The following is an 18,948-nucleotide window of genomic DNA, read 5'->3' as shown; positions in this document are numbered from 1 at the left end:
GGCCCAGCAGATCGCGCCATCGCGGCTTCCGCGAGGTCTTGAGCCATGCAGTGCTCGGGTTGCGGTTTCGAGGTCCAGAGCGGCTTTGCCTTCTGCCCGAAGTGCGGCACGAAGCAACCGAACGCGTGCCCCGGCTGCGGCTTTCCATGCGCGCCGGATTTCGCCTATTGCCCGAAATGCGGCGTCCTCGTCTGCGAGGTGCCCGCAGGCGGCGGGCAGGGATCGGCGCGGACGAGCCCGACGACGATTCCGATCCGGTCCTCCTCTCCGCCGCTCGTGCCGGCGGCCGAGGTCGAAGCCGCATTTCGACCTCGGTCGGACAAGATCGACAGCGAGGCGAACCGCCGCACCATCACCGTGCTGTTTGCCGACCTCAGCGGTTTCACTGCGATGAGCGAGCGGCTCGACCCCGAGGTCATGCAGGCGCTTCAAAACGAATTGTTCGAGGAGTTGACGGAAGCGGTGCAAAGCTTCGGCGGCTTCGTGGACAAATTCATCGGTGACGCGCTGCTTGCTCTGTTTGGTGCGCCGGCGGCGCACGAGGACGACCCGGAGCGCGCGGTCCGCGCCGCCCTCGACATGATCGGCCGGACGGCGCGCCTCAGCGAGCGCGCGAAGGCGTATGCCGGCTCGCCGCTGCTGCTCCATGTCGGCATCAACACCGGGCACGTCGTCGCGGGCGGGCTCGGTGTGGGCGCTGCCAAATCCTATTCGGTGACCGGCGACACGGTGAATACCGCCCAGCGACTGCAGTCGATGGCGGCTCCGGGCGAGGTGCTCGTCGGGCCGTTGACCCACCGTCTGACGCGGCATGCGTTCTCCTACGACTCGCTTGGCGAGGTCTCGCTCAAGGGCAAGATGGGCAGCGTACTGGTCCACCGTCTGAAGGAGCCGCTCGACACGCCCCGTGCGGCACGAGGCCTCGACACGCTGGGCCTCAATGCGCCGCTGATCGGGCGCGACGTCGAGCTTGCGCGCATGATCGGCAACCTTGATCGCGCGTGCGGCGGCGCGGCCCAACTGGTGCGGCTGGTCGGTGAAGCCGGCATCGGGAAAACGCGCCTGGTCGGCGAATTCGCCACCCGCATCCGCGACGAGGATCGCTTCGCAGGCGTGGCGATCCGGCACGTGGCCTGCTCGCCGCTCGGCGAACAATCCTACGGCACGCTCGCCGCCGTGCTGCGCAGTGCCTATGGCATCGGGCAGAAGGCCGGCGCCCCGGAGGCGGAGGCAAAGGTCGCCGAAGCGCTGTCTGAGCTTGGCCTCGCGGCGGACGAGGCCGACCGCCTGATGCCGCTATATCTGCACGTACTCGGCCTAGGCGACCCCAACGCGGCGCTCAGGCATGTCGAGCCCGAACAACTCCGCCGGCAGATATTCTTCGCGATTCGCACCGTCTTCGAACGCCGCCTGGCGCTGTCGCCGCTGCTGATCATCGTCGAGGATCTGCATTGGGCCGATGCGGTCTCTCTTGAAGCGTTGCGGTTCCTGATGGACCGACTGGAGCGGACGCGGCTGATGCTGCTGTTTACGCATCGGCCGATGCTGGAGTTGGACCAGTTCGGTTCGGCCAGGATCAGTCACACGACCCTTCGGCTGCCCCCGCTTGGCGACGCTGACGGACAAGGGCTGCTTGCGGCCTATTTCGGTCACGGTTGGCGTGAACCGCCGGGACGTCTGTTCAGCCGGATCCTCGATCGCGCCGGCGGCAATCCGCTTTTCCTCGAGGAGATCATACGCGGCCTCATCGAAGCCGGCGCCCTGGAGCGCGACGGCTCGCAGTGGCGGATGAAGTCGGAGGAAGCCGCCGCCGATATCCCGGCAAGCATTCAGGCGTTGTTGCTGGCGCGCCTCGACCGGTTGCCGCATCAGGTGCGCCGCCTGGCGCAGGAGGCCGCGGTGATCGGCCCGCGTTTTGATGCGGCCGTGCTCGGTGCGGCGGCAACCGAGCCGGCAAGGGTCGATGCCGGGCTCGAACTTCTGTGCGACGCGGAGATCATCGAGGAGATCGCGGGCTCGAACTCGATTTCGCTGCGGACCTACCGCTTCACGCAAACCATGCTTCAGGACGTGATCTATCAAAATCTGCTTCTGCAGCGCCGGATCGAGCTTCATGGACGGATTGGTGCCGCGCTGGAGCGGCTCTATGGCAATGAGCCCGAGCGCCGCGAGGATCTCATACTGCTCGGACATCACTTCAGTCTGAGCGCGAGCAAGCCGAAAGGCGCGCGCTATCTGCGCGCGGCCGGCGATCGCGCACGCGCCAGCTACGCCAATGACGATGCCCTTCGCTTCTACCAGCAGTCTCTCGCGGTGCTGTCGACCGGCAGCGGGCAGGAGCCGGAGCGCCTCGTCCTGTACGAGCGCATTGCCGACCTCTGTCGCGTAGCTGGCCGCCGAAGCACGGCCGAGGAGCACTATCAATGCGCGCTGGAGGGATACCGCACGGCGGCGGATCGCATCGGCGAAGCGCGAATTCTTCGCAAGCTCGGTCAATTGTTTTGGGACGCCGGCAAACGCATCAGGGCAGAGACGCACTATGCCGACGCAGCTGAACTGCTTGGCGGGACCGACGCGCCGATCGAATGGGCGCACCTCTTGCAAGAGCGCGGTCGTCTCGCCTTTCGCGTGGGTGATCACGTCGCCGCCGCAAGATGGGCAGACGAGGCGCTCGGCTTTGCACGGTCCGTACCGCCGGACGCGGACGAGCGGGCCGGGATCGAGGCAGCCCGTGCCATTGCGGAGGCCCTCAACACCAAGGGGGGTGCGCTGGCGCGGCTGGGGCGACACCAGGAGGCGGTGTGCGAGGTGGAGCAAAGTGTGGCGGCAGCCGAAGCCGCCGGCCTCCTCAACGTCGTGTGTCGCGGCTACACCAACCTCGGCGTGCTCTACACGATCGTCGATCCGGCGCGCGCCATCGAGGTCTGCCGGCGCGGGCTCGATGTCGCGCATCGTATCGGCGATCTCGGCTTCATGGCGCGCCTCCTTGCCAATTTCGCCGTCGCCTGTTGCACATTCACGGACCGCTGTACCGACGAGGGCGTGCCGGCCGCCGAAAAGGCGATCGAGATCGACCGCGCGCTCGACCAGCGCGAGCATCTCCCGGTACCCTTGATCGTGCTCGGGCAGATCCATCAATGCCACTTCCGGCCCGACCTGGCCGCGCGCTGCTACAACGAGGCCATCGAGGTGGCGAGTGAGACCGGGGAGCCGCAGCAGCTCTTTCCGTGCTATGATGGTCTTGCGACCTTGAACCTTGATCGAGGCGACATGCCGGAGGCCGAGCGTTATTTCGCGCTGGCCCATGATGTCTGTGACCGGCACGGGCTCGATCCCGCAGGGCTGATCGTACTGCCGTTTCTTGACTAGCCAACGTGAGGGAGTTCAACCATGTCAGAGCGTCATGTCGATGGACCGCTTCAACCGGGCGATCGTGCACCGAACGTCGTGCTGGATGCGATCACACGCGATGGAAAGATCGCGCTTCAGGATTTTCGCGGGCATAGTCCGATATTGATCGGCTTGTATCGCGGCCTGCACTGCCCGTTCTGCCGCCGCCATATCGCGGCGCAGGCGCAACTCGACGCGGCCCTGCGCGACAAGGGCGTCGAAAGTCTCACAGTGGTGAATACGCCGATCGAGCGCGCGCGGCTCTACTTCCGTTATCACCCTTTGCCCAATCTGCTCGCCGCGTCCGATCCCGAGCGGGTCTCGCACCGTGCGTTCGGCTTGCCCAATCTCGAGTTCACGGAGAAGGAAACCGACTGGCCGCGCAAGGTGGGCATGGATGTGGTCATGAGCATGCAAGTGGACATTCCCGGAGAATTGCCCGGGCCGATGAATCGTTTGGCGGCAGCCGAGCAGCTCAACAACAAGGATGGCTACGAGATGATGGAAGCCGATCAGCGCATGGCGGCAACCGGCCAGGGCCAGCTGTTCGGCCAGTTCCTGCTCGATCGGGAAGGGGTCGTACGCTGGACCTTTACCGAGGTTCCAGAAGGCGGCCAGCGCATGTTCGGGGCGCCGAGCCCTCAAGAGGTGATGTCGGCCGCCTCGCAGATGGCAAGCTAGGCATCGCCGCCTGGTTGGCGCTGCAAATGCTGCGCCCAACGTGCCGCAATCCGCGGCTTCCTCTCCGCGGGCGTTGTCGCCGTTGCGGATATCGGTGGCCGCGTGAACTGCGCATCAGTCCGAGGCGCAGCCATTCCTGTTCATGACGTTGCAATGACGGAGGCGCACAATGACCAACATCCAGGAGCGGCTCCTGGAAAGCAAGATGACCGAGATTGAGCAGGCCCGATCCTGGAGCCCACGCGTGATCTCGAAATTTGAGACGCTCATCAGGAGCGGTGACGATCTGTCCCTCTACCGGATCAATCCCCTGACGTTCGCGCGTGATCGCGGCATTGCCGAGGCGGATAGCATCGATCTGTTTTTGCATGCCACAAGAAACGGGTTGTTCGAGATGAGCTGGGACGTTGTTTGTCCCCAATCCGGCATGGTGCTCGACAGCTTTGGCGCTCTGCGCACCCTGAAGACCCATTACGTGTGCGGCCTGTGCGACGTCAGCGGTGACACCGACCTCGACGATTTCATTGAGGTTACGTTTACGGTCTCGCCGCAGCTCCGGCGGCTTCCATTTCACGATCCTCATTCCCTCTCGGTCGAGGATTTCCACTGGAAACTTCGTTTCTCGGGCGACGCGCGCATGCCCGGCCAGCCCATTCGATTTCTCGATTTCCTGCATGGATTGGTTCGCGGACTTGCGTTCTTGCCACCGGGCTCGACCACCACTCTTCGCGCCGATCTCGGTCCCGGTGCTCTGGCTGGCGTCAACATTCAAACACAGGCTGCGTTCGCGGTCTCGGTCGCAGGCGAACCCGCAACCGCGCCGACCGTCTTGCGAGTTGGATATGATGGACGGCGCTTTTCGCCGTCGCTGTCCGCCGTTCCGCCTGGCCCGATTGTGATCGACGTGGAGAACTCCGGCGCAGTGCGTGGGTCATTACTCCTGATCAATTGGCCGCCCGAAGTTCTGGCTCAGACGACCAAGCCCGCGCTCGAGTTCGAACCGTATATGTCCGGCGGCATGTTACTCGCGCGGCAAACCTTCCGCCGCCTGTTCCGTTCGGAACGCGTCGATGAGCGGGAAGGGCTCGGCATCCGGCAGGTGACCTTGCTGTTCACGGATCTCAAGGGTTCGACCGCGATGTACGAGCGTCTCGGCGATCTGAACGCCTATGCCCTGGTCCGCGAGCATTTTGCCTTGCTGGGAGCGACCGTCCAGGAGCATTCCGGCGCCATCGTCAAGACGATCGGGGACGCCGTGATGGCGGTCTTCTCCCGCCCGACCGACGCGGTCTCCGCGGCGTTGCATATGCTCCGGGAAACAGAACGCTACAATGGCGAGCATGGTGAGCCGAGCATCATCCTGAAGATTGGAGCTCATTGTGGTCCGTCGATTGCGGTGACCCTCAACGAGAATCTGGACTACTTCGGGCAGACCGTGAATGTTGCGGCGCGCGTGCAATCGTTGGCCGATGCCGGCGAAATCTGTCTCTCGGAAGCGCTTTATTCCGCGCCAGGCGTCAGCGGTCTCCTCGCCGGTCACGCCATCGTTGAGTTTGATGCACCTCTCCGCGGCGTCGAAGGAAATGCATGCGTGTATCGTGTCGTGCGTAGATAGGAATCCTGCTCCGGCATGACCCTGCCGGAGACCTTCACTTCACCGGCACTTTCGGCTTCTTCTCCTCCAGCGCCAGGGCCATCGCCGAGATCAGCGGGCGCATGAAATAGTGATCTTCCGCCGGCGAGACGTCCGTGCGCAGGCCGTGCGCGGCGAGCTCTCCCGAGACTGCAGGGCCCACCGACGCGATCAGCGTCCGCTCCAGCCCTGCGCGCAACTTCGTCTCGCTGCCATGCGCCTTCGCAGCCTCGATCAGCCGGCGGACCTGGCCAAGATTGGTCAGCGCGATGGAATCGATCCGTCCCTCGGCCATGTCGTCGATGGCGGCGACGATGTTGGCATCCGCAGCCTTGGAATCGTAGGCATAAGGCAGCACGGTATCGACATCGGCGCCTTGCGCGGCAAGCGCGCCGGTCAGCGCGCTGTGATCCTTGTCCGGATATAGCTGAAGGCCGAGGCGTCGCCCCTTCAGGTCGAGCTTGCCCAGCATCTCGACCACGCCCTCGGTGGTCGGCTTCTCCGTGGTCTGCTGTGCCTCGAGGCCGACCTCGCGCAACGCCTTTCCGGGCTTCGGACCACGGGTGAATTTTCGCGCCTGGGCGAGAGCTGCCACGAGAGCCGCGTCGAGCCCGCGGGCGCGGGCGAGCTTCATGATCCGCCGCAGGCCTTCGCCGGTCATCAGCACCAGGTCGTCGAGGGGCTCGTCGATGGCGCGGCGGATCCAGGCCTCGACCGGGGCTGGGTCCGGCGCATCCTCGATGGTGAACATCGGGCATTGCACGACCTCGGCACCTTGCTCGGCCAAAAGCTTCGAGAACTGCGCCTCCTCGCGCGTTTCCAGGATCAGGATGCGGGTGCCGTTCAAGCGGTCGGCCATGGGTATGCTCCGGTGGTAAAACGCAATGCTCCGTTCATCCTGACTCCGCGGTCGGGATTGGCGCAAGGGCGGGGTCGGTGATAGAGCAGGGCGCAAATCGCGGGTCGTTCCGCAGTCGCTGCACAAACCTTCATCAAGAGCCATGCCCGATCATCAATATGTGCTGACCCTGTCCTGCCCGGATCGCCCCGGCATCGTTTCGGCGGTGTCGACCTTCCTGGCCCACAACGGACAGAACATTCTCGACGCCCAGCAGTTCGACGACGTCGAGACCAAGAAGTTCTTCATGCGCGTGGTGTTCACCGCCGCCGATCTGGCCGTGGAACTGTCGGCGCTCCAGACCGGCTTTGCCGCGATCGCCGAGCGTTTCGGCATGGAGTGGCAGATGCGCGACCGCGCCGCGCATCGCAAGGTGATGCTGCTGGTGTCGAAGTCCGACCACTGCCTGGTCGACATCCTCTACCGCTGGCGCACCGGCGAATTGCCGATGAATTTGGCCGCGATCGTCTCCAACCATCCGCGCGAGGTCTATGCCGGGCTCGATTTCGGCGGCATCCCGTTCCACTATCTGCCGGTCACCAGGGAGACCAAGAGCGAGCAGGAGGCGCAAATCCTCGATCTCGTCGCCAAGACCGGGACCGATCTCGTGGTGCTCGCCCGCTATATGCAGATCCTGTCGGATGACCTCTCGGCCAAGCTCTCCGGCCGCTGCATCAACATCCATCACTCGTTCCTGCCGGGCTTCAAGGGCGCAAAGCCCTATCACCAGGCTCATGAGCGCGGCGTCAAGCTGATCGGCGCGACCGCCCATTACGTCACGCGCGACCTCGACGAAGGCCCGATCATCGACCAGGACGTCGAGCGCATCAGCCACCGCGACACGCCGGAAGATCTCGTCCGCAAGGGCCGCGACATCGAGCGCCGCGTGCTGGCGCGCGCGATCCGCTACCATCTCAACGACCGCGTCATCCTCAACGGCCGCAAGACCGTGGTGTTCGTGGATTAGGGCGCCGTCATTCCGGGGCGCCTCGAAGAGGCGAACCCGGAATCTCGAGATTCCGGGTCTGGTCCTTCGGACCATCCCGGAATGACGATCGCTCTCTTACCGCACCGCGCCGCCCGACGTCGCGCCCTTCTGCGCCTGCTGTTCCTTCTCGCGATCCGCCGCCGGCTGCAGCCGCTTCTGCTCCCGTTCCTTCATCCATGCGTCGTATTGCGGCGTGCCGGGCCGCGGCGGTGCGTCGGCCGGCAGGCCGCCGGCCCATTGCGGGACATAGTCGCCCATGCCGGCGGAGAGCTTTTCGTTGACGGTGCCGCAGCCGCACAGCCCCGCGGCGAGCGCAACGAGGGTGAGGACAGAGCGGAAGGACTTGAGCATTGTGCGCGCGCGAATTCAGTCGGGTTGGACACCAGGTCAGGCCGGCATCGGAAGAGTAGCCTTCAACAAGGTAAAATAGACTTATTCGAGGTAGGTAATTAGCTACCGACTCCTGCTGGGCCGCAAACTGTGCGGTGTCCGAATTCTGCAAAAGAAAGACGAAATCCTCCATCCACGCGGCCGGTCGCGCTTCTAGACTGCGGCAACGGGCTCGCGACAAACTGCCTTGGTCGGCGGAGGGGGTTTTTCGTTGACAGGTCCATTTTATTTGTACAATCGTACAAATAGGAGCGGCCAAGATCGGGGGCCTCGGGTTACCCCGACGTAACCACGGCACCGCTTCCCGCCGTCGGCAATCGGAACGCGCGGCTTGCGCCGAATGGTCGCCAAACGTCCGATTGACAATGAGGGCGCGAAAGACGCCATGTGACGCGACATCGCGCGTGCGTGAGCTAAGGTTGAGCCAAGGACCGGGCACTCGGTCCGGCGCACAAGAGGTCAGGAATGAAGGGGAGGGACATCTGATGTTCGAACGCAAGATTTTTTCTCGTAAGGTCTCTTGGACCGCAGCAGCGGCCGCCATCGCCGGCCTCGCGGCCGTCGCGCCGGTCAAGGCCGAGGACACGGTCAAGGTCGGCCTGATCCTGCCGATGACCGGCGGCCAGGCCTCGACCGGCAAGCAGATCGAGAACGCGATCAAGCTCTACATGCAGCAGAAGGGCGACACCGTCGCCGGCAAGAAGGTCGAGATCATCCTCAAGGATGACGGCGCGGTGCCGGACAAGACCAAGACGGCCGCGCAGGAGCTGATCGTCAACGACAAGGTCAATTTCATCGCCGGCTTCGGTGTCACGCCGGCCGCGCTCGCCGCGGCGCCGCTCGCGACGCAGGCCAAGATCCCGGAAGTCGTGATGGCGGCCGGCACCTCCATCATCACCGAGCGCTCGCCCTATATCGTGCGCACCAGCTTCACGCTGGCGCAGTCCTCCACCATCATCGCCGACTGGGCGGTGAAGAACGGCATCAAGAAGGTGGCGACGCTCACCTCCGACTACGCGCCCGGCAATGACGCGCTGAACTTCTTCAAGCAGAATTTCACCGCCGGCGGCGGCGAGGTGGTCGAAGAGGTCAAGACGCCGCTCGCAAATCCGGATTTCGCGCCGTTCCTCCAGCGCATGAAGGACGCGAAGCCCGACGCGATCTTCGTGTTCGTGCCGGCCGGCCAGGGCGGTAACTTCATGAAGCAATATGCCGAGCGCGGCCTCGACAAGGCCGGCATCAAGGTGATCGGACCCGGCGACGTCACTGACGACGACCTCCTCAACAACATGGGCGACGCCGTGCTCGGCACGGTCACCGCGCATCTGTATTCCGCGGCGCATCCTTCGCAGATGAACAAGGATTTCGTCGCGGCCTACAAGAAGGCCTTCGGCAACCGTCCGGGCTTCATGGCCGTGAGCGGCTATGACGGCATCCACCTCATCTACGAGGCGCTGAAGAAGACCAATGGCGACACCGACGGCACCAAGCTGATCGAAGCCATGAAGGGCCAGAAGTGGGAAAGCCCGCGCGGCCCGATCTCGATCGACCCCGAGACCCGCGACATCGTGCAGAACATCTACATCCGCAAGGTCGAGAAGGTCGACGGTGAGCTCTACAATGTCGAGTTCGCGACCTTCGAAGCCGTCAAGGATCTCGGCAAGACCAAGAAGTGACCCGCGAAAGCGGGGCATCCCGGGGCGCGCATTAGCGCGAACCCGGGATCTCGAAATTGTTGAAACGAGATTCCGGGTTCAACGCTGCGCGCTGCCCCGGAATGACCGGCGATTACCAGGGTTCAGCCGCTACCGATGACCGCAATCCTCACCAACCTGTTCGATGGCGTTGCCTACGGCATGCTGCTGTTCGTGCTTGCCTGCGGGCTCGCGGTCACGCTCGGCCTGATGAACTTCGTCAACCTCGCCCATGGCGCCTTCGCCATGGCCGGCGGCTATGTCTGCATGGTGCTGGTCAACCGGATGGGCTGGCCGTTCTTCGCTGCGCTGCCGCTCGCCTTCGTTTCCTCCGCGGCGATCGGCATCGCGCTCGAGCGCACGCTCTACCGCCATCTCTATACGCGCAGCCATCTCGACCAGGTGCTGTTCACGATCGGCCTCACGTTCATGTCGGTCGCGGCCGTCGACTACATCCAGGGCTCGTCGCGAGTCTTCATCAATTTGCCGGCGGCGCTACAGGGCCAGTTCGACGTGTTCGGCGTCGGCATCGGCCGCTACCGGCTGATGATCATCGTGATCTGCGGCCTGCTCACCATCGGTCTCCAGATGGTGCTGGCCAAGACTCGTTTCGGCAGCCGGCTGCGCGCCGCGGTCGATGATCCCCGCGCCGCGAGCGGCCTCGGCATCAACGTGCCGCAGGTGTTCGCCTTCACCTTTGCCTTCGGTTGCGGGCTTGCCGGTCTCGGCGGCGCGCTGAGCGCCGAGATCCTCGGCCTCGATCCGTATTTCCCGCTGAAGTTCATGATCTACTTCCTGATCGTGGTCACCGTCGGCGGCTCTTCCTCCATTACCGGGCCGTTCCTGGCCTCGCTCCTGCTCGGCATCGGCGACGTCGCCGGCAAATATTACGTGCCGAAGATGGGGCCCTTCGTGATCTACACCATGATGATCGTGATCCTGATCTGGCGCCCGAACGGCCTGTTCGGCCGCACGGCCGCGCGTTGAGTTCGCCGATGAGCGCTTCCTCCGACGTCGGTTATCACGCCCAGCGCCAGGCGCGCTGGCATTACGGCGAAGTCGCCTTCTGGCTCATCGTGCTGGCCTGCGGCTTTGTATTTCCCACACGCTATCTGATCATGACCGACATCCTGCGGCTGGCGCTGTTTGCGATGTCGCTCGATCTCATCCTCGGCTATGCCGGCATCGTCTCACTCGGGCATGCCGCCTTCTTCGGCGTCGGCGCCTATGCCGCGGGGCTTCTTGCACTGCATGGGATTATCAACGAGCCCGTGCTCGCGCTGATCGTCGCAGGGCTTGCCGCGATGGTGCTGGGTTTTGCCACCAGCTTCCTGGTGATCCGCGGCGTCGACCTGACCCGGCTGATGGTCACGCTTGGCATCGCGCTGCTGCTTGAGGCGCTTGCCGAACGTTTTTCCAACATCACCGGCGGCACCGACGGCCTTCAGGGCATCGAGATGCAGCCGATCTTCGGCGAGATCCCGTTCGACATGTTCGGCAAGACCGGATTCTTCTACTCGCTGGCCGTGCTGTTCCTGTTGTTCCTGTTTGCCCGCCGCGTCGTGCACTCGCCGTTCGGGTTGTCGCTGCGCGCGATCAAGAACAATCCGTTGCGCGCGGCCGCGATCGGCATCCCCGTCAACCGCCGCCTGATCGCGATCTACACGCTTGCGGCGTTCTATGCCGGCATCGCGGGCGCGCTGTTCACCCAGACCACGGCGATCGCTTCTCTCGACGTGTTCGCCTTCGAGCGTTCGGCCGATCTGATGCTGGTGCTCGTCATCGGCGGCACCGGCTATCTCTATGGCGGGCTGGTCGGCGCAGTGATCTTCCGCATGCTCCAGGAAGTCTTTTCGACGATCACTCCGCAATACTGGCAGTTCTGGATCGGCCTCGTGCTGGTCGTGATCGTGCTGGTCGGCCGCCAGCGCCTGCACCGCTGGGTGCTGTACGTGCCGAACCTCGTGATCAAACAGGTTGCCGGACGCAAGGCCGTCGTCGCCGTGCCGGAGAGCGACGCATGACCATCGCGCTCGAAACCCAGAATCTCGAAAAAACCTTCGGCGGCCTGCGCGTCACGCGCGACCTGTCGCTCAAGATCGAGCAGGGCGCTCGCCACGCGCTGATCGGCCCGAACGGCGCCGGCAAGACCACGGTGATCAACCAGCTCACCGGCGTGCTGAAGCCGAATTCCGGCCGCATCCTGCTCGAAGGCCAGGACATCACGGATCTGCCCGTGCACAAGCGTGTGCTGCGCGGCCTGTCGCGTACCTTCCAGATCAATCAGCTCTATCCCGACCTGACCCCGCTCGAGACCATCGGCCTTGCGGTCTCCGAGCGCCTCGGCCACGGCGGCGACTGGTGGCGGCGAATGGGCACGCGCAGCGACGTCAACGGCGAGATTGCGGACCTGCTGACCCGCTTCCATCTGCTCGACGTCATGAACGAACAGACCGTGACGCTGCCCTACGGCAAGCAACGCCTGCTCGAGATCGCGGTCGCGATCGCCGCCAAGCCGCGCGTGCTGCTGCTCGACGAGCCCGCCGCCGGCGTGCCCGAGAGCGAACGCCACGACATTCTCGCCGTCGTAGGTAGCCTGCCGCGCGACGTCACGGTGCTCCTGATCGAGCACGACATGGATCTCGTCTTCTCCTTCGCCGACCGCATCTCGGTATTGGTCTCGGGCGCGTTGCTGACCGAAGGCCCGCCCGACCAGGTGGCACGCGACCCGCAGGTCAAGGCCGTCTATCTCGGCGAGGAGGCGGTCAATGTCTGACCTGCTCGCAATCGACGCCCTTCGCGCCGGCTATGGTGAGGCGGTGGTGCTGCCCAACATGTCGCTGCGCCTCGCCGAGGGGCAGGTGCTGGCGCTGTTGGGTCGCAACGGCACCGGCAAGACCACGCTGATCAACTCCATCGTCGGGGTCACCCGCCGCTTCTCCGGCTCGGTCGCGCTCGCCGGCACGGATGTCACTTCGCTTCGGCCCGACCAGCGGGCGCGCGCTGGCATCGGCTGGGTGCCGCAGGAGCGCAACATCTTCCGCTCGCTCACGGTCGAAGAGAACATGACCGCGGTGGCGCAGCCCGGCCCGTGGACCGTCGAGAAGGTCTACGAGATGTTCCCGCGGCTGAAGGAACGGCGGACCAATTTCGGCAACCAGCTCTCCGGCGGCGAGCAGCAGATGCTGGCGATCGGCCGTGCGCTGACCCTCAACCCGAAGGTCCTGCTGCTGGACGAGCCGACCGAGGGCCTTGCCCCCATCATCGTCGAGGAGCTTCTGAAGGCGATCGGGGCCATCACCCGGGCCGGCGGCATCTGCTCGATCATCGTCGAGCAGAATGCGCAAAAGATTCTGGGGCTCGCCGACCGCGTTGTGATATTGGAGCGCGGAACGATCGTCCACGACGCCCCGAGCGCCGCGCTGAAGGCCGACCCCTCGGTCCTGGAGCGCCACCTCGGTGTCGCAGGGGCGGCGGCCCACTAAAATATCTTGGGAGTCGAAAATGCAGCGAACCAAAGCCCCCTTCCGCGCCGACGAGGTCGGCAGCCTTCTGCGCCCCGCCAAGATCAAGGAAGCCCGCGCAAAGCTCGAGAAGGGTGAGATCTCGGCCGACGATCTGCGCAAGATCGAGGACATGGAGATCGAGAAGGTCGTGCACAAGCAGGCCTCGGTCGGCCTGAAGCTCGCGACCGACGGCGAATTCCGCCGCTCCTGGTGGCATTTCGACTTCCTGGCCAAGCTCACGGGCTGCGAAATGTTTCACCCGGACACGGGCATCCAGTTCGCAGGTGTCGAGACGCGGCATGACGCGGTCCGCGTGATCGGCAAGCTCGATTTCCCCGACGACCATCCGATGCTGGATCACTTCCGCTTCTTGAAGAAGTGTGCGGACCAGGCCCACGTCACCGCCAAGATGACGATCCCGTCGCCCGCGGTGCTGCACTTCCGCGGCGGCCGCAAGGCGATCTCCAAGGACGTCTATCCCGATCTGGACGCGTTCTACGAGGATCTCGGCAAGACCTACCGCAAGGCGGTGAAGGCGTTCTATGACGCCGGCTGCCGCTATCTCCAGTTCGACGACACGGTCTGGGCCTATCTTTGCTCGCAGGAAGAGCTTCAGAAGGCGCGCGAGCGCGGCGACAATCCCGACGGTCTCCAGCAGATCTACGCCCGCGTCATCAACTACGCGCTGGCGGAGAAGCCCGCCGACATGGTGGTGACGACGCATGTCTGCCGCGGCAATTTCCGCTCGACCTGGATTTCTTCGGGCGGCTACGAGCCGGTGGCCGAGACCATGCTCGCCGGCACCAATTACGACGGCTACTTCCTCGAATACGACAGCGACCGCGCCGGCGGCTTCGAGCCGCTGCGCTTCCTGCCCAAGGGCAACAAGGTCGTCGTGGTCGGCGTCATCACCTCGAAGTTCGGCGAGCTCGAGAAGAAGGACGACATCAAGCGTCGTCTCGAAGAGGCCGCCAAATTCGCGCCGCTGGAGCAGCTCGCGCTGTCCCCGCAGTGCGGCTTTGCCTCGACCGAGGAAGGCAACATCCTCTCCGAGGAAGAGCAGTGGGCGAAGCTCAGCCTTGCGGTGGAGATCGCGAAGGAAGTGTGGGGCCAGTAAGGCTTCGCAGGCTCGCTGTCATTCCGGGGCGATGCGAAGCATCGAACCCGGGATCTCGAGATCCCGGGTCTGGTGCTTGCGCACCATCCCGGGATGACAGCGCTATCGCGCCCCCTCACTTCGCCGCCAGATACACCTCGCCGAGCAGCGACGAGTTCGACCACGGCACCTGCTTGTTTTTCGTGCTCGAGACCACCTCCGCCCGCACCCGCGTCAGCATCTGCTGCACCTCCAACCCCGGCGTTCCGAGATGGCGGGAGAGGGCGGCAGAGAACGGCGAGTTGGCGCCTTCGCCGTCGAGTGCGACCTGGCCCGGCGCGGTGGCGAACGCGATCAGCGTGCCCGCGCCTAACGTTGCACCGGCGCCGAGGCTCGTTGGAGCTGCGAGGCCCGAGGCGCCTTCGATGGCACGACTGCTGCCGGTGGACGCCACCTGTTGCGCCATCGGGTTGTTGCGGCAGGCATCGAAGATCAGAATGTTGGTGCGGACCTGGTCGTCGAGGCCGGCCATGATCGTGTCCATGTCGATCATCGCCTCTGTCATGCTGCTGCCAGCCTTCAGCTCGACGTCGATGGGAATGAGATAGTTGCGGCCGTCGACCTGCACGCCGTGGCCGGCATAGTAGACCACTGCGACTTGCGCCCGCGCCGCCTCGCGCAGGAAGTCGAGCGTCACCCTCTGCATCGCGGCGCGGTCGAGATCGACGCCCTCCGACACCGTGAAGCCGATGTCGCGCAAACTCTTCGCGACGGCGCGCGCATCGTTGGCGGGATTGGGCAGTGCCTTGACGTGCGCATAGGCGCCGTTGCCGATCACCAGTGCCAGGCGCTTGCCGAGCACGACCGGGGCAGGCGAGGGCGCCGGCGCCGCGCCCATCTGCTGTGCGGCTGGTTGCGGCGCCGATGACGGCGCGTCGCGCGGGATGGGGGCGAGCGCATCCGTCACCAGCGACAGCCGCACTTTTGCGGTTGCCTGATTGGCTTTGCTGCCGGCGTCGGAAGCCACGATCGCCAGCGTCGCCTTGTAGTCGTCGCGCGCATTGGCGTAGTCGCCCTTGGCCTCGTAGGCCAGCGCGCGATGGATATAGCCGGAGATCAGTACGCTGTTCGGCGGCGTCATGATGTTGACGGGCCGCTTCTCTTTCGCAAGCCGGATCGCCTCGCTGCCGTCGGCAATGGCGCGATCGAGATCGCCCCTGACGCGCCAGATCGCGGTGCGGTTGATCAGCGGCTGCGGCAGCGCCGGGTCGAGCCGGATCGCCTGGTTGATGTCCGCCAGCGCGCCGTCGAGGTCGCCGAGCGCTTCCTTCGCGATGCCGCGGTTCTGAAAGGAGAACGCTGACTTCGGCTCGAGCTTGATCGTGGCATCGTAGTCCGCGATCGCCTTGGCGTAGTCGCCCTTGCCGCGCCAGGCATTGCCGCGATTGTGGAAGATGGTGCCGCTGGGCGGGCCGAGCTTCAGCGCATCGTCGAAATCGGCGATCGCGATGTCATAGTCGCCCTTGTCGTAATAGGCCGATCCCCGGAGATTGTAGACCGCCTGGCTCGGCTGGAGCCGGATCGCCTCGGTGGTATCCGTGATGACCTTCGAATAGTCGCCCTTCTTGTTCCAGCCGACCGCGCGCCAGAAATAGATCATCGCGAGCTGCTCACCTCTGAACACCTTCAGCGCGACGATCTTGTTGCAGGCGTCGATCATCTGGTCCGCCGGCGTGGTGTCGGTGGTGCAGAGCGGCCCGAGCTGGCTGCGCGCCTGCGCGAAGGCGGGCGTGGCCCACAGGGTTGCGGCGAGCAGGCAGAACGCGACGAGCGGGCGGCGCATGACGGTGGTCCCTTGAGGAGAAGCGCTTGTTTGTTGCCCGGCAGTGCGCCGGGGTTCACGCTCGCGTCATCGGGGAGGCGTAAAGCAGGGGTATTCCCTCAGTGGGCAGATTTTGCTAGGAGAGCTGGCCCAACGTTTCTGCCCACCGCGTTCCCACCGATGAAAAACGACGAAATCCTGAGCCAAATCACCGAGTTCTGCCGCAAGGCGGACATGGCGGAATCGACGTTCGGCCGGCGCGCGGTGAACGATGGGAAGCTGGTGCACCGGCTGCGCGAGGGAAAGCGCATCACCGTCGACACGCTGGAGCGGATCCAGGCCTATATGGCCGCATCGACGACCGGCGGCCTGCCGCCGCCGCGGGGGCTTCAGGTGCCCCCGGAAAAGCGCGATCCGCGCGGCAATTTCCGCTTCTTCGAGAACCGGCAGAAATACCTGCTGTTCGTCCACACCTGCAGTGAGAAGCGGGTGGTCGCCGAGCGCGTGGCGCTCGAGCTCTCCAGCATTCATCCGCGCCCGCCGGCGCTGCGCATATTCGACGCCGGCGTCGGCGACGGCACGGTGCTGGCGCGGGTGCTGCGCGCGACCCACCAGCGCTACCCGCACATGCCGTTCTATGTGGCCGGCAAGGAGCTCAGTCTCGAGGATCTGCGCCTGACGCTGGAGAAGGTGCCGGACCGCATTTTCGAGCATCCGGCATCGGTGTTCGTCTTCACCAACATGTTTTACTCGGAGGCGCCCTGGCTCACGCCGGCGTCGCCTGCGGCGGCGGCTGCGACCGTCTGGCACGAGGTTCCACTACGGGGCGCCTCGTCGGGAGAATTCGAGCAGCAGATTGCCGAGCTGCGGCCGTTCCTGGAGCAGAACTGGCGGGCCGCGATCAGCCCACGCACGGCCATGCCGCTGTACGAGCGGCCCGTCGTCCTCGTGCTCTATCGCGAGGACCACCGGTTCCTGCTGGATTCGACCATCCCGCGGCCGGGCCAGACCGAGGCCAATTTCGACCTCGTCATTGCATCCCAGCCCTATCGCGCCCTGTCCTCGGTCAATTTCCGGGCCAAGCGGATCATCGCACCCCTGGCGCGGGCGCTGCGGCCGGGCGGGCGGCTGATCGGAATCCACTCCCACGGCCAGGATCCGGGCATGGAAATGATCCAGGCGATCTGGCCGGGAGAAAATCCTTTCTCGGTCAGCCGGCATGAGCTATTGCGCGCGGTGAAGTATGAACTTGGGTCGTTGGGCCGGGACCTAAATTTTAATGCTTACGCGGATAACCGTTCGATCTTCAGGTATGATATGGAAGCGCTGCCCAACGAGGTCACAGGTACCATCGGAACCTCGACGGCCTTTGCAGCGTGGAATGCGGCGGTGTATGTCGCTCAGATCGAGGACGATCGTTTGACGGAAATGACTCAAAACGGCCGCACTCTGGATGCCGCCAGGGATGTGCTGCGAAAGTACAACGGGCTCTGGTTTCTCGACGAATCCTACGTCATCTCGCGACGGCGTGATTGACATCATCCGAAGGTAAACATCGCAAACGCCCGCCAGCTTAGCGGCGGAACAAGGGGTTACTGATGCGCGCGTCCTATCTCTTCACCAGCGAATCCGTGTCCGAGGGCCATCCCGACAAGGTCTGCGACCGGATCTCCGATGAGATCGTCGATCTGTTCTACCGCGAAGGGCCCAAGGCCGGTATCGATCCGTGGCAGATCCGCGCCGCCTGCGAGACGCTCGCGACCACCAACAAGGTCGTGATCGCCGGCGAGACCCGCGGTCCGAAGTCTGTGACCAACGAGCAGATCGAGAGCGTCGTGCGCGCCGCGATCAAGGACATCGGTTACGAGCAGGACGGCTTCCACTGGGAGAAGGCCGACATCGAGATCCTGCTGCACCCGCAGTCGGCCGACATCGCGCAGGGCGTCGACGCGCTGCAGCCGGGCGAGGTCAAGGAAGAGGGCGCGGGCGACCAGGGCATCATGTTCGGTTACGCCACCAACGAGACGCCCGACCTGATGCCGGCGCCGATCTTCTACGCCCACAAGATCCTGCGCCTCATCTCCGAAGCGCGCCACTCGGGCCGCGAGAAGGTGCTGGGTCCGGACTCCAAGAGCCAGGTCACCGTGCAGTACGAGAACGGCAAGCCGGTCGGCGTGCGCGAGATCGTGGTGTCGCACCAGCATCTGGTCGAGGACATCTCGTCCAAGCAGATCCGCGACATCGTCGAGCCCTATGTGCGCGAGGCGCTGCCGAAGGACTGGATCACGCCGAAGACCATCTGGCACATCAACCCGACCGGCAAGTTCTACATCGGCGGTCCCGACGGCGATTCCGGCCTGACCGGCCGCAAGATCATCGTCGACACCTACGGCGGCGCGGCCCCGCATGGCGGCGGTGCGTTCTCCGGCAAGGATCCGACCAAGGTCGATCGTTCCGCGGCTTACGCGGCGCGCTACGTCGCCAAGAACATCGTCGCGGCCGGTCTCGCCGATCGCTGCACTCTCCAGCTCGCCTACGCCATCGGCGTGGCGCGTCCGCTGTCGATCTACATCGACACCCACGGCACCGGTAAGGTGTCGGAGGACCAGCTCGAGAAGGCCGCCGCCAAGGCGATGGATCTCACCCCGCGCGGCATCCGCAGCCATCTCGACCTCAACCGCCCGATCTACGCGCGGACCTCGGCCTACGGCCATTTCGGCCGCACCCCTGACAACGAGGGCGGCTTCTCCTGGGAGAAGACCGATCTCGTCGAAGCGCTCAAGCGCGCGGTCTAACTGCCAAAATCATTTCGGGGCGCCGCGAGAGCGGCGACCCCGGGATCCCTGATCC

15 protein-coding genes are annotated in these 18,948 nt (G+C 64.8%); 12 read left to right on the top strand and 3 right to left on the bottom strand.

The genetic code is table 11. The features are described 5' to 3' along the window. The first annotated feature begins 45 nt into the window (after positions 1-45). From NLM15_RS30105 to NLM15_RS30095, 3 genes are all read left to right on the top strand, one after another. A complete protein-coding gene (locus tag NLM15_RS30105) occupies positions 46-3,369 on the top strand; it encodes an adenylate/guanylate cyclase domain-containing protein (protein WP_254121402.1) in 3,324 nt (1,107 codons plus the stop codon). 21 nt (positions 3,370-3,390) lie between these two features. Then, the gene (locus NLM15_RS30100; protein WP_254121401.1) at positions 3,391-4,071 is read left to right on the top strand and encodes a redoxin domain-containing protein; all 681 of its coding nucleotides are present in this window, start codon (positions 3,391-3,393) and stop codon (positions 4,069-4,071) included. A 169-nt stretch (positions 4,072-4,240) separates the two neighbouring features. Continuing rightward, positions 4,241-5,686, top strand: coding sequence for an adenylate/guanylate cyclase domain-containing protein (locus NLM15_RS30095; RefSeq protein ID WP_254121400.1), 1,446 nt, complete (start codon positions 4,241-4,243; stop codon positions 5,684-5,686). Positions 5,687-5,720: 34 nt separating this feature from the next. On the opposite strand, the gene NLM15_RS30090 is transcribed toward NLM15_RS30095, so the two are convergent. Beyond that, positions 5,721-6,563 (bottom strand): uroporphyrinogen-III synthase, encoded by an 843-nt coding sequence (locus NLM15_RS30090; RefSeq protein ID WP_254121399.1) that lies wholly within the window; start codon positions 6,561-6,563, stop codon positions 5,721-5,723. Positions 6,564-6,705: 142 nt separating this feature from the next. On the opposite strand from NLM15_RS30090, the gene purU reads away from it, so the two are divergent. Next, positions 6,706-7,569, top strand: a complete 864-nt coding sequence (gene purU / locus NLM15_RS30085) for a formyltetrahydrofolate deformylase (protein ID WP_254121398.1) — start codon at positions 6,706-6,708, stop codon at positions 7,567-7,569. A 96-nt stretch (positions 7,570-7,665) separates the two neighbouring features. On the opposite strand, the gene NLM15_RS30080 is transcribed toward purU, so the two are convergent. After that, positions 7,666-7,941, bottom strand: a complete 276-nt coding sequence (locus NLM15_RS30080; RefSeq protein WP_254121397.1) for a hypothetical protein — start codon at positions 7,939-7,941, stop codon at positions 7,666-7,668. Positions 7,942-8,465: 524 nt separating this feature from the next. Between NLM15_RS30080 and NLM15_RS30075 the strand changes: the two genes are divergently transcribed. From NLM15_RS30075 to NLM15_RS30050, 6 genes are all read left to right on the top strand, one after another. Then, on the top strand, positions 8,466-9,656 hold the full coding sequence (locus NLM15_RS30075; protein ID WP_254121396.1) for an ABC transporter substrate-binding protein: 1,191 nt from the start codon (positions 8,466-8,468) through the stop codon (positions 9,654-9,656). Between the two features lie 135 nt (positions 9,657-9,791). Continuing rightward, positions 9,792-10,661: a branched-chain amino acid ABC transporter permease gene (locus NLM15_RS30070; RefSeq protein WP_018643262.1), complete on the top strand. Its 870-nt coding sequence runs from the start codon at positions 9,792-9,794 to the stop codon at positions 10,659-10,661. Between the two features lie 8 nt (positions 10,662-10,669). Continuing rightward, the gene (locus NLM15_RS30065) at positions 10,670-11,698 is read left to right on the top strand and encodes a branched-chain amino acid ABC transporter permease (protein ID WP_254121395.1); all 1,029 of its coding nucleotides are present in this window, start codon (positions 10,670-10,672) and stop codon (positions 11,696-11,698) included. Next, entirely contained in the window at positions 11,695-12,450 is a 756-nt protein-coding gene (locus tag NLM15_RS30060) for an ABC transporter ATP-binding protein (protein ID WP_254121394.1), read from the top strand. The genes NLM15_RS30065 and NLM15_RS30060 overlap by 4 nt, the downstream gene beginning before the upstream one ends. After that, entirely contained in the window at positions 12,443-13,159 is a 717-nt protein-coding gene (locus tag NLM15_RS30055) for an ABC transporter ATP-binding protein (protein WP_254121393.1), read from the top strand. Before NLM15_RS30060 ends, NLM15_RS30055 begins: the two co-directional genes overlap by 8 nt. A 19-nt stretch (positions 13,160-13,178) precedes the next feature. Further along, positions 13,179-14,297 (top strand): cobalamin-independent methionine synthase II family protein, encoded by a 1,119-nt coding sequence (locus NLM15_RS30050; RefSeq protein ID WP_254121392.1) that lies wholly within the window; start codon positions 13,179-13,181, stop codon positions 14,295-14,297. A 115-nt stretch (positions 14,298-14,412) separates the two neighbouring features. On the opposite strand, the gene NLM15_RS30045 is transcribed toward NLM15_RS30050, so the two are convergent. Then, entirely contained in the window at positions 14,413-16,119 is a 1,707-nt protein-coding gene (locus NLM15_RS30045) for a caspase family protein (RefSeq protein ID WP_254121391.1), read from the bottom strand. A 159-nt stretch (positions 16,120-16,278) separates the two neighbouring features. Here NLM15_RS30045 and NLM15_RS30040 point away from each other — a divergent pair, with 159 nt between their 5' ends. Together NLM15_RS30040 and metK are read left to right on the top strand one after the other, a co-directional pair. Further along, complete coding sequence (locus NLM15_RS30040) at positions 16,279-17,634, top strand: hypothetical protein (RefSeq protein ID WP_254124492.1); 1,356 nt, start codon at positions 16,279-16,281, stop codon at positions 17,632-17,634. Between the two features lie 62 nt (positions 17,635-17,696). Then, entirely contained in the window at positions 17,697-18,893 is a 1,197-nt protein-coding gene (gene metK / locus NLM15_RS30035; protein WP_014493886.1) for a methionine adenosyltransferase, read from the top strand. The last annotated feature ends 55 nt before the right edge of the window (positions 18,894-18,948 follow it).

The organism is Bradyrhizobium sp. CCGB20, assembly GCF_024199855.1.
Classification (GTDB): domain Bacteria; phylum Pseudomonadota; class Alphaproteobacteria; order Rhizobiales; family Xanthobacteraceae; genus Bradyrhizobium.
This window is presented reverse-complemented; position numbering and strand designations above follow the sequence as displayed.

Coding starts and splice junctions, on each gene's coding strand:
- NLM15_RS30105 (WP_254121402.1), top strand. CDS start 46: ATGCAGTGCTCGGGTTGCGGTTTCGAGGTCCAGAGCGGCTTTGCCTTC.
- NLM15_RS30100 (WP_254121401.1), top strand. CDS start 3,391: ATGTCAGAGCGTCATGTCGATGGACCGCTTCAACCGGGCGATCGTGCA.
- NLM15_RS30095 (WP_254121400.1), top strand. CDS start 4,241: ATGACCAACATCCAGGAGCGGCTCCTGGAAAGCAAGATGACCGAGATT.
- NLM15_RS30090 (WP_254121399.1), bottom strand. CDS start 6,563: ATGGCCGACCGCTTGAACGGCACCCGCATCCTGATCCTGGAAACGCGC.
- purU (WP_254121398.1), top strand. CDS start 6,706: ATGCCCGATCATCAATATGTGCTGACCCTGTCCTGCCCGGATCGCCCC.
- NLM15_RS30080 (WP_254121397.1), bottom strand. CDS start 7,941: ATGCTCAAGTCCTTCCGCTCTGTCCTCACCCTCGTTGCGCTCGCCGCG.
- NLM15_RS30075 (WP_254121396.1), top strand. CDS start 8,466: ATGTTCGAACGCAAGATTTTTTCTCGTAAGGTCTCTTGGACCGCAGCA.
- NLM15_RS30070 (WP_018643262.1), top strand. CDS start 9,792: ATGACCGCAATCCTCACCAACCTGTTCGATGGCGTTGCCTACGGCATG.
- NLM15_RS30065 (WP_254121395.1), top strand. CDS start 10,670: ATGAGCGCTTCCTCCGACGTCGGTTATCACGCCCAGCGCCAGGCGCGC.
- NLM15_RS30060 (WP_254121394.1), top strand. CDS start 11,695: ATGACCATCGCGCTCGAAACCCAGAATCTCGAAAAAACCTTCGGCGGC.
- NLM15_RS30055 (WP_254121393.1), top strand. CDS start 12,443: ATGTCTGACCTGCTCGCAATCGACGCCCTTCGCGCCGGCTATGGTGAG.
- NLM15_RS30050 (WP_254121392.1), top strand. CDS start 13,179: ATGCAGCGAACCAAAGCCCCCTTCCGCGCCGACGAGGTCGGCAGCCTT.
- NLM15_RS30045 (WP_254121391.1), bottom strand. CDS start 16,119: ATGCGCCGCCCGCTCGTCGCGTTCTGCCTGCTCGCCGCAACCCTGTGG.
- NLM15_RS30040 (WP_254124492.1), top strand. CDS start 16,279: ATGAAAAACGACGAAATCCTGAGCCAAATCACCGAGTTCTGCCGCAAG.
- metK (WP_014493886.1), top strand. CDS start 17,697: ATGCGCGCGTCCTATCTCTTCACCAGCGAATCCGTGTCCGAGGGCCAT.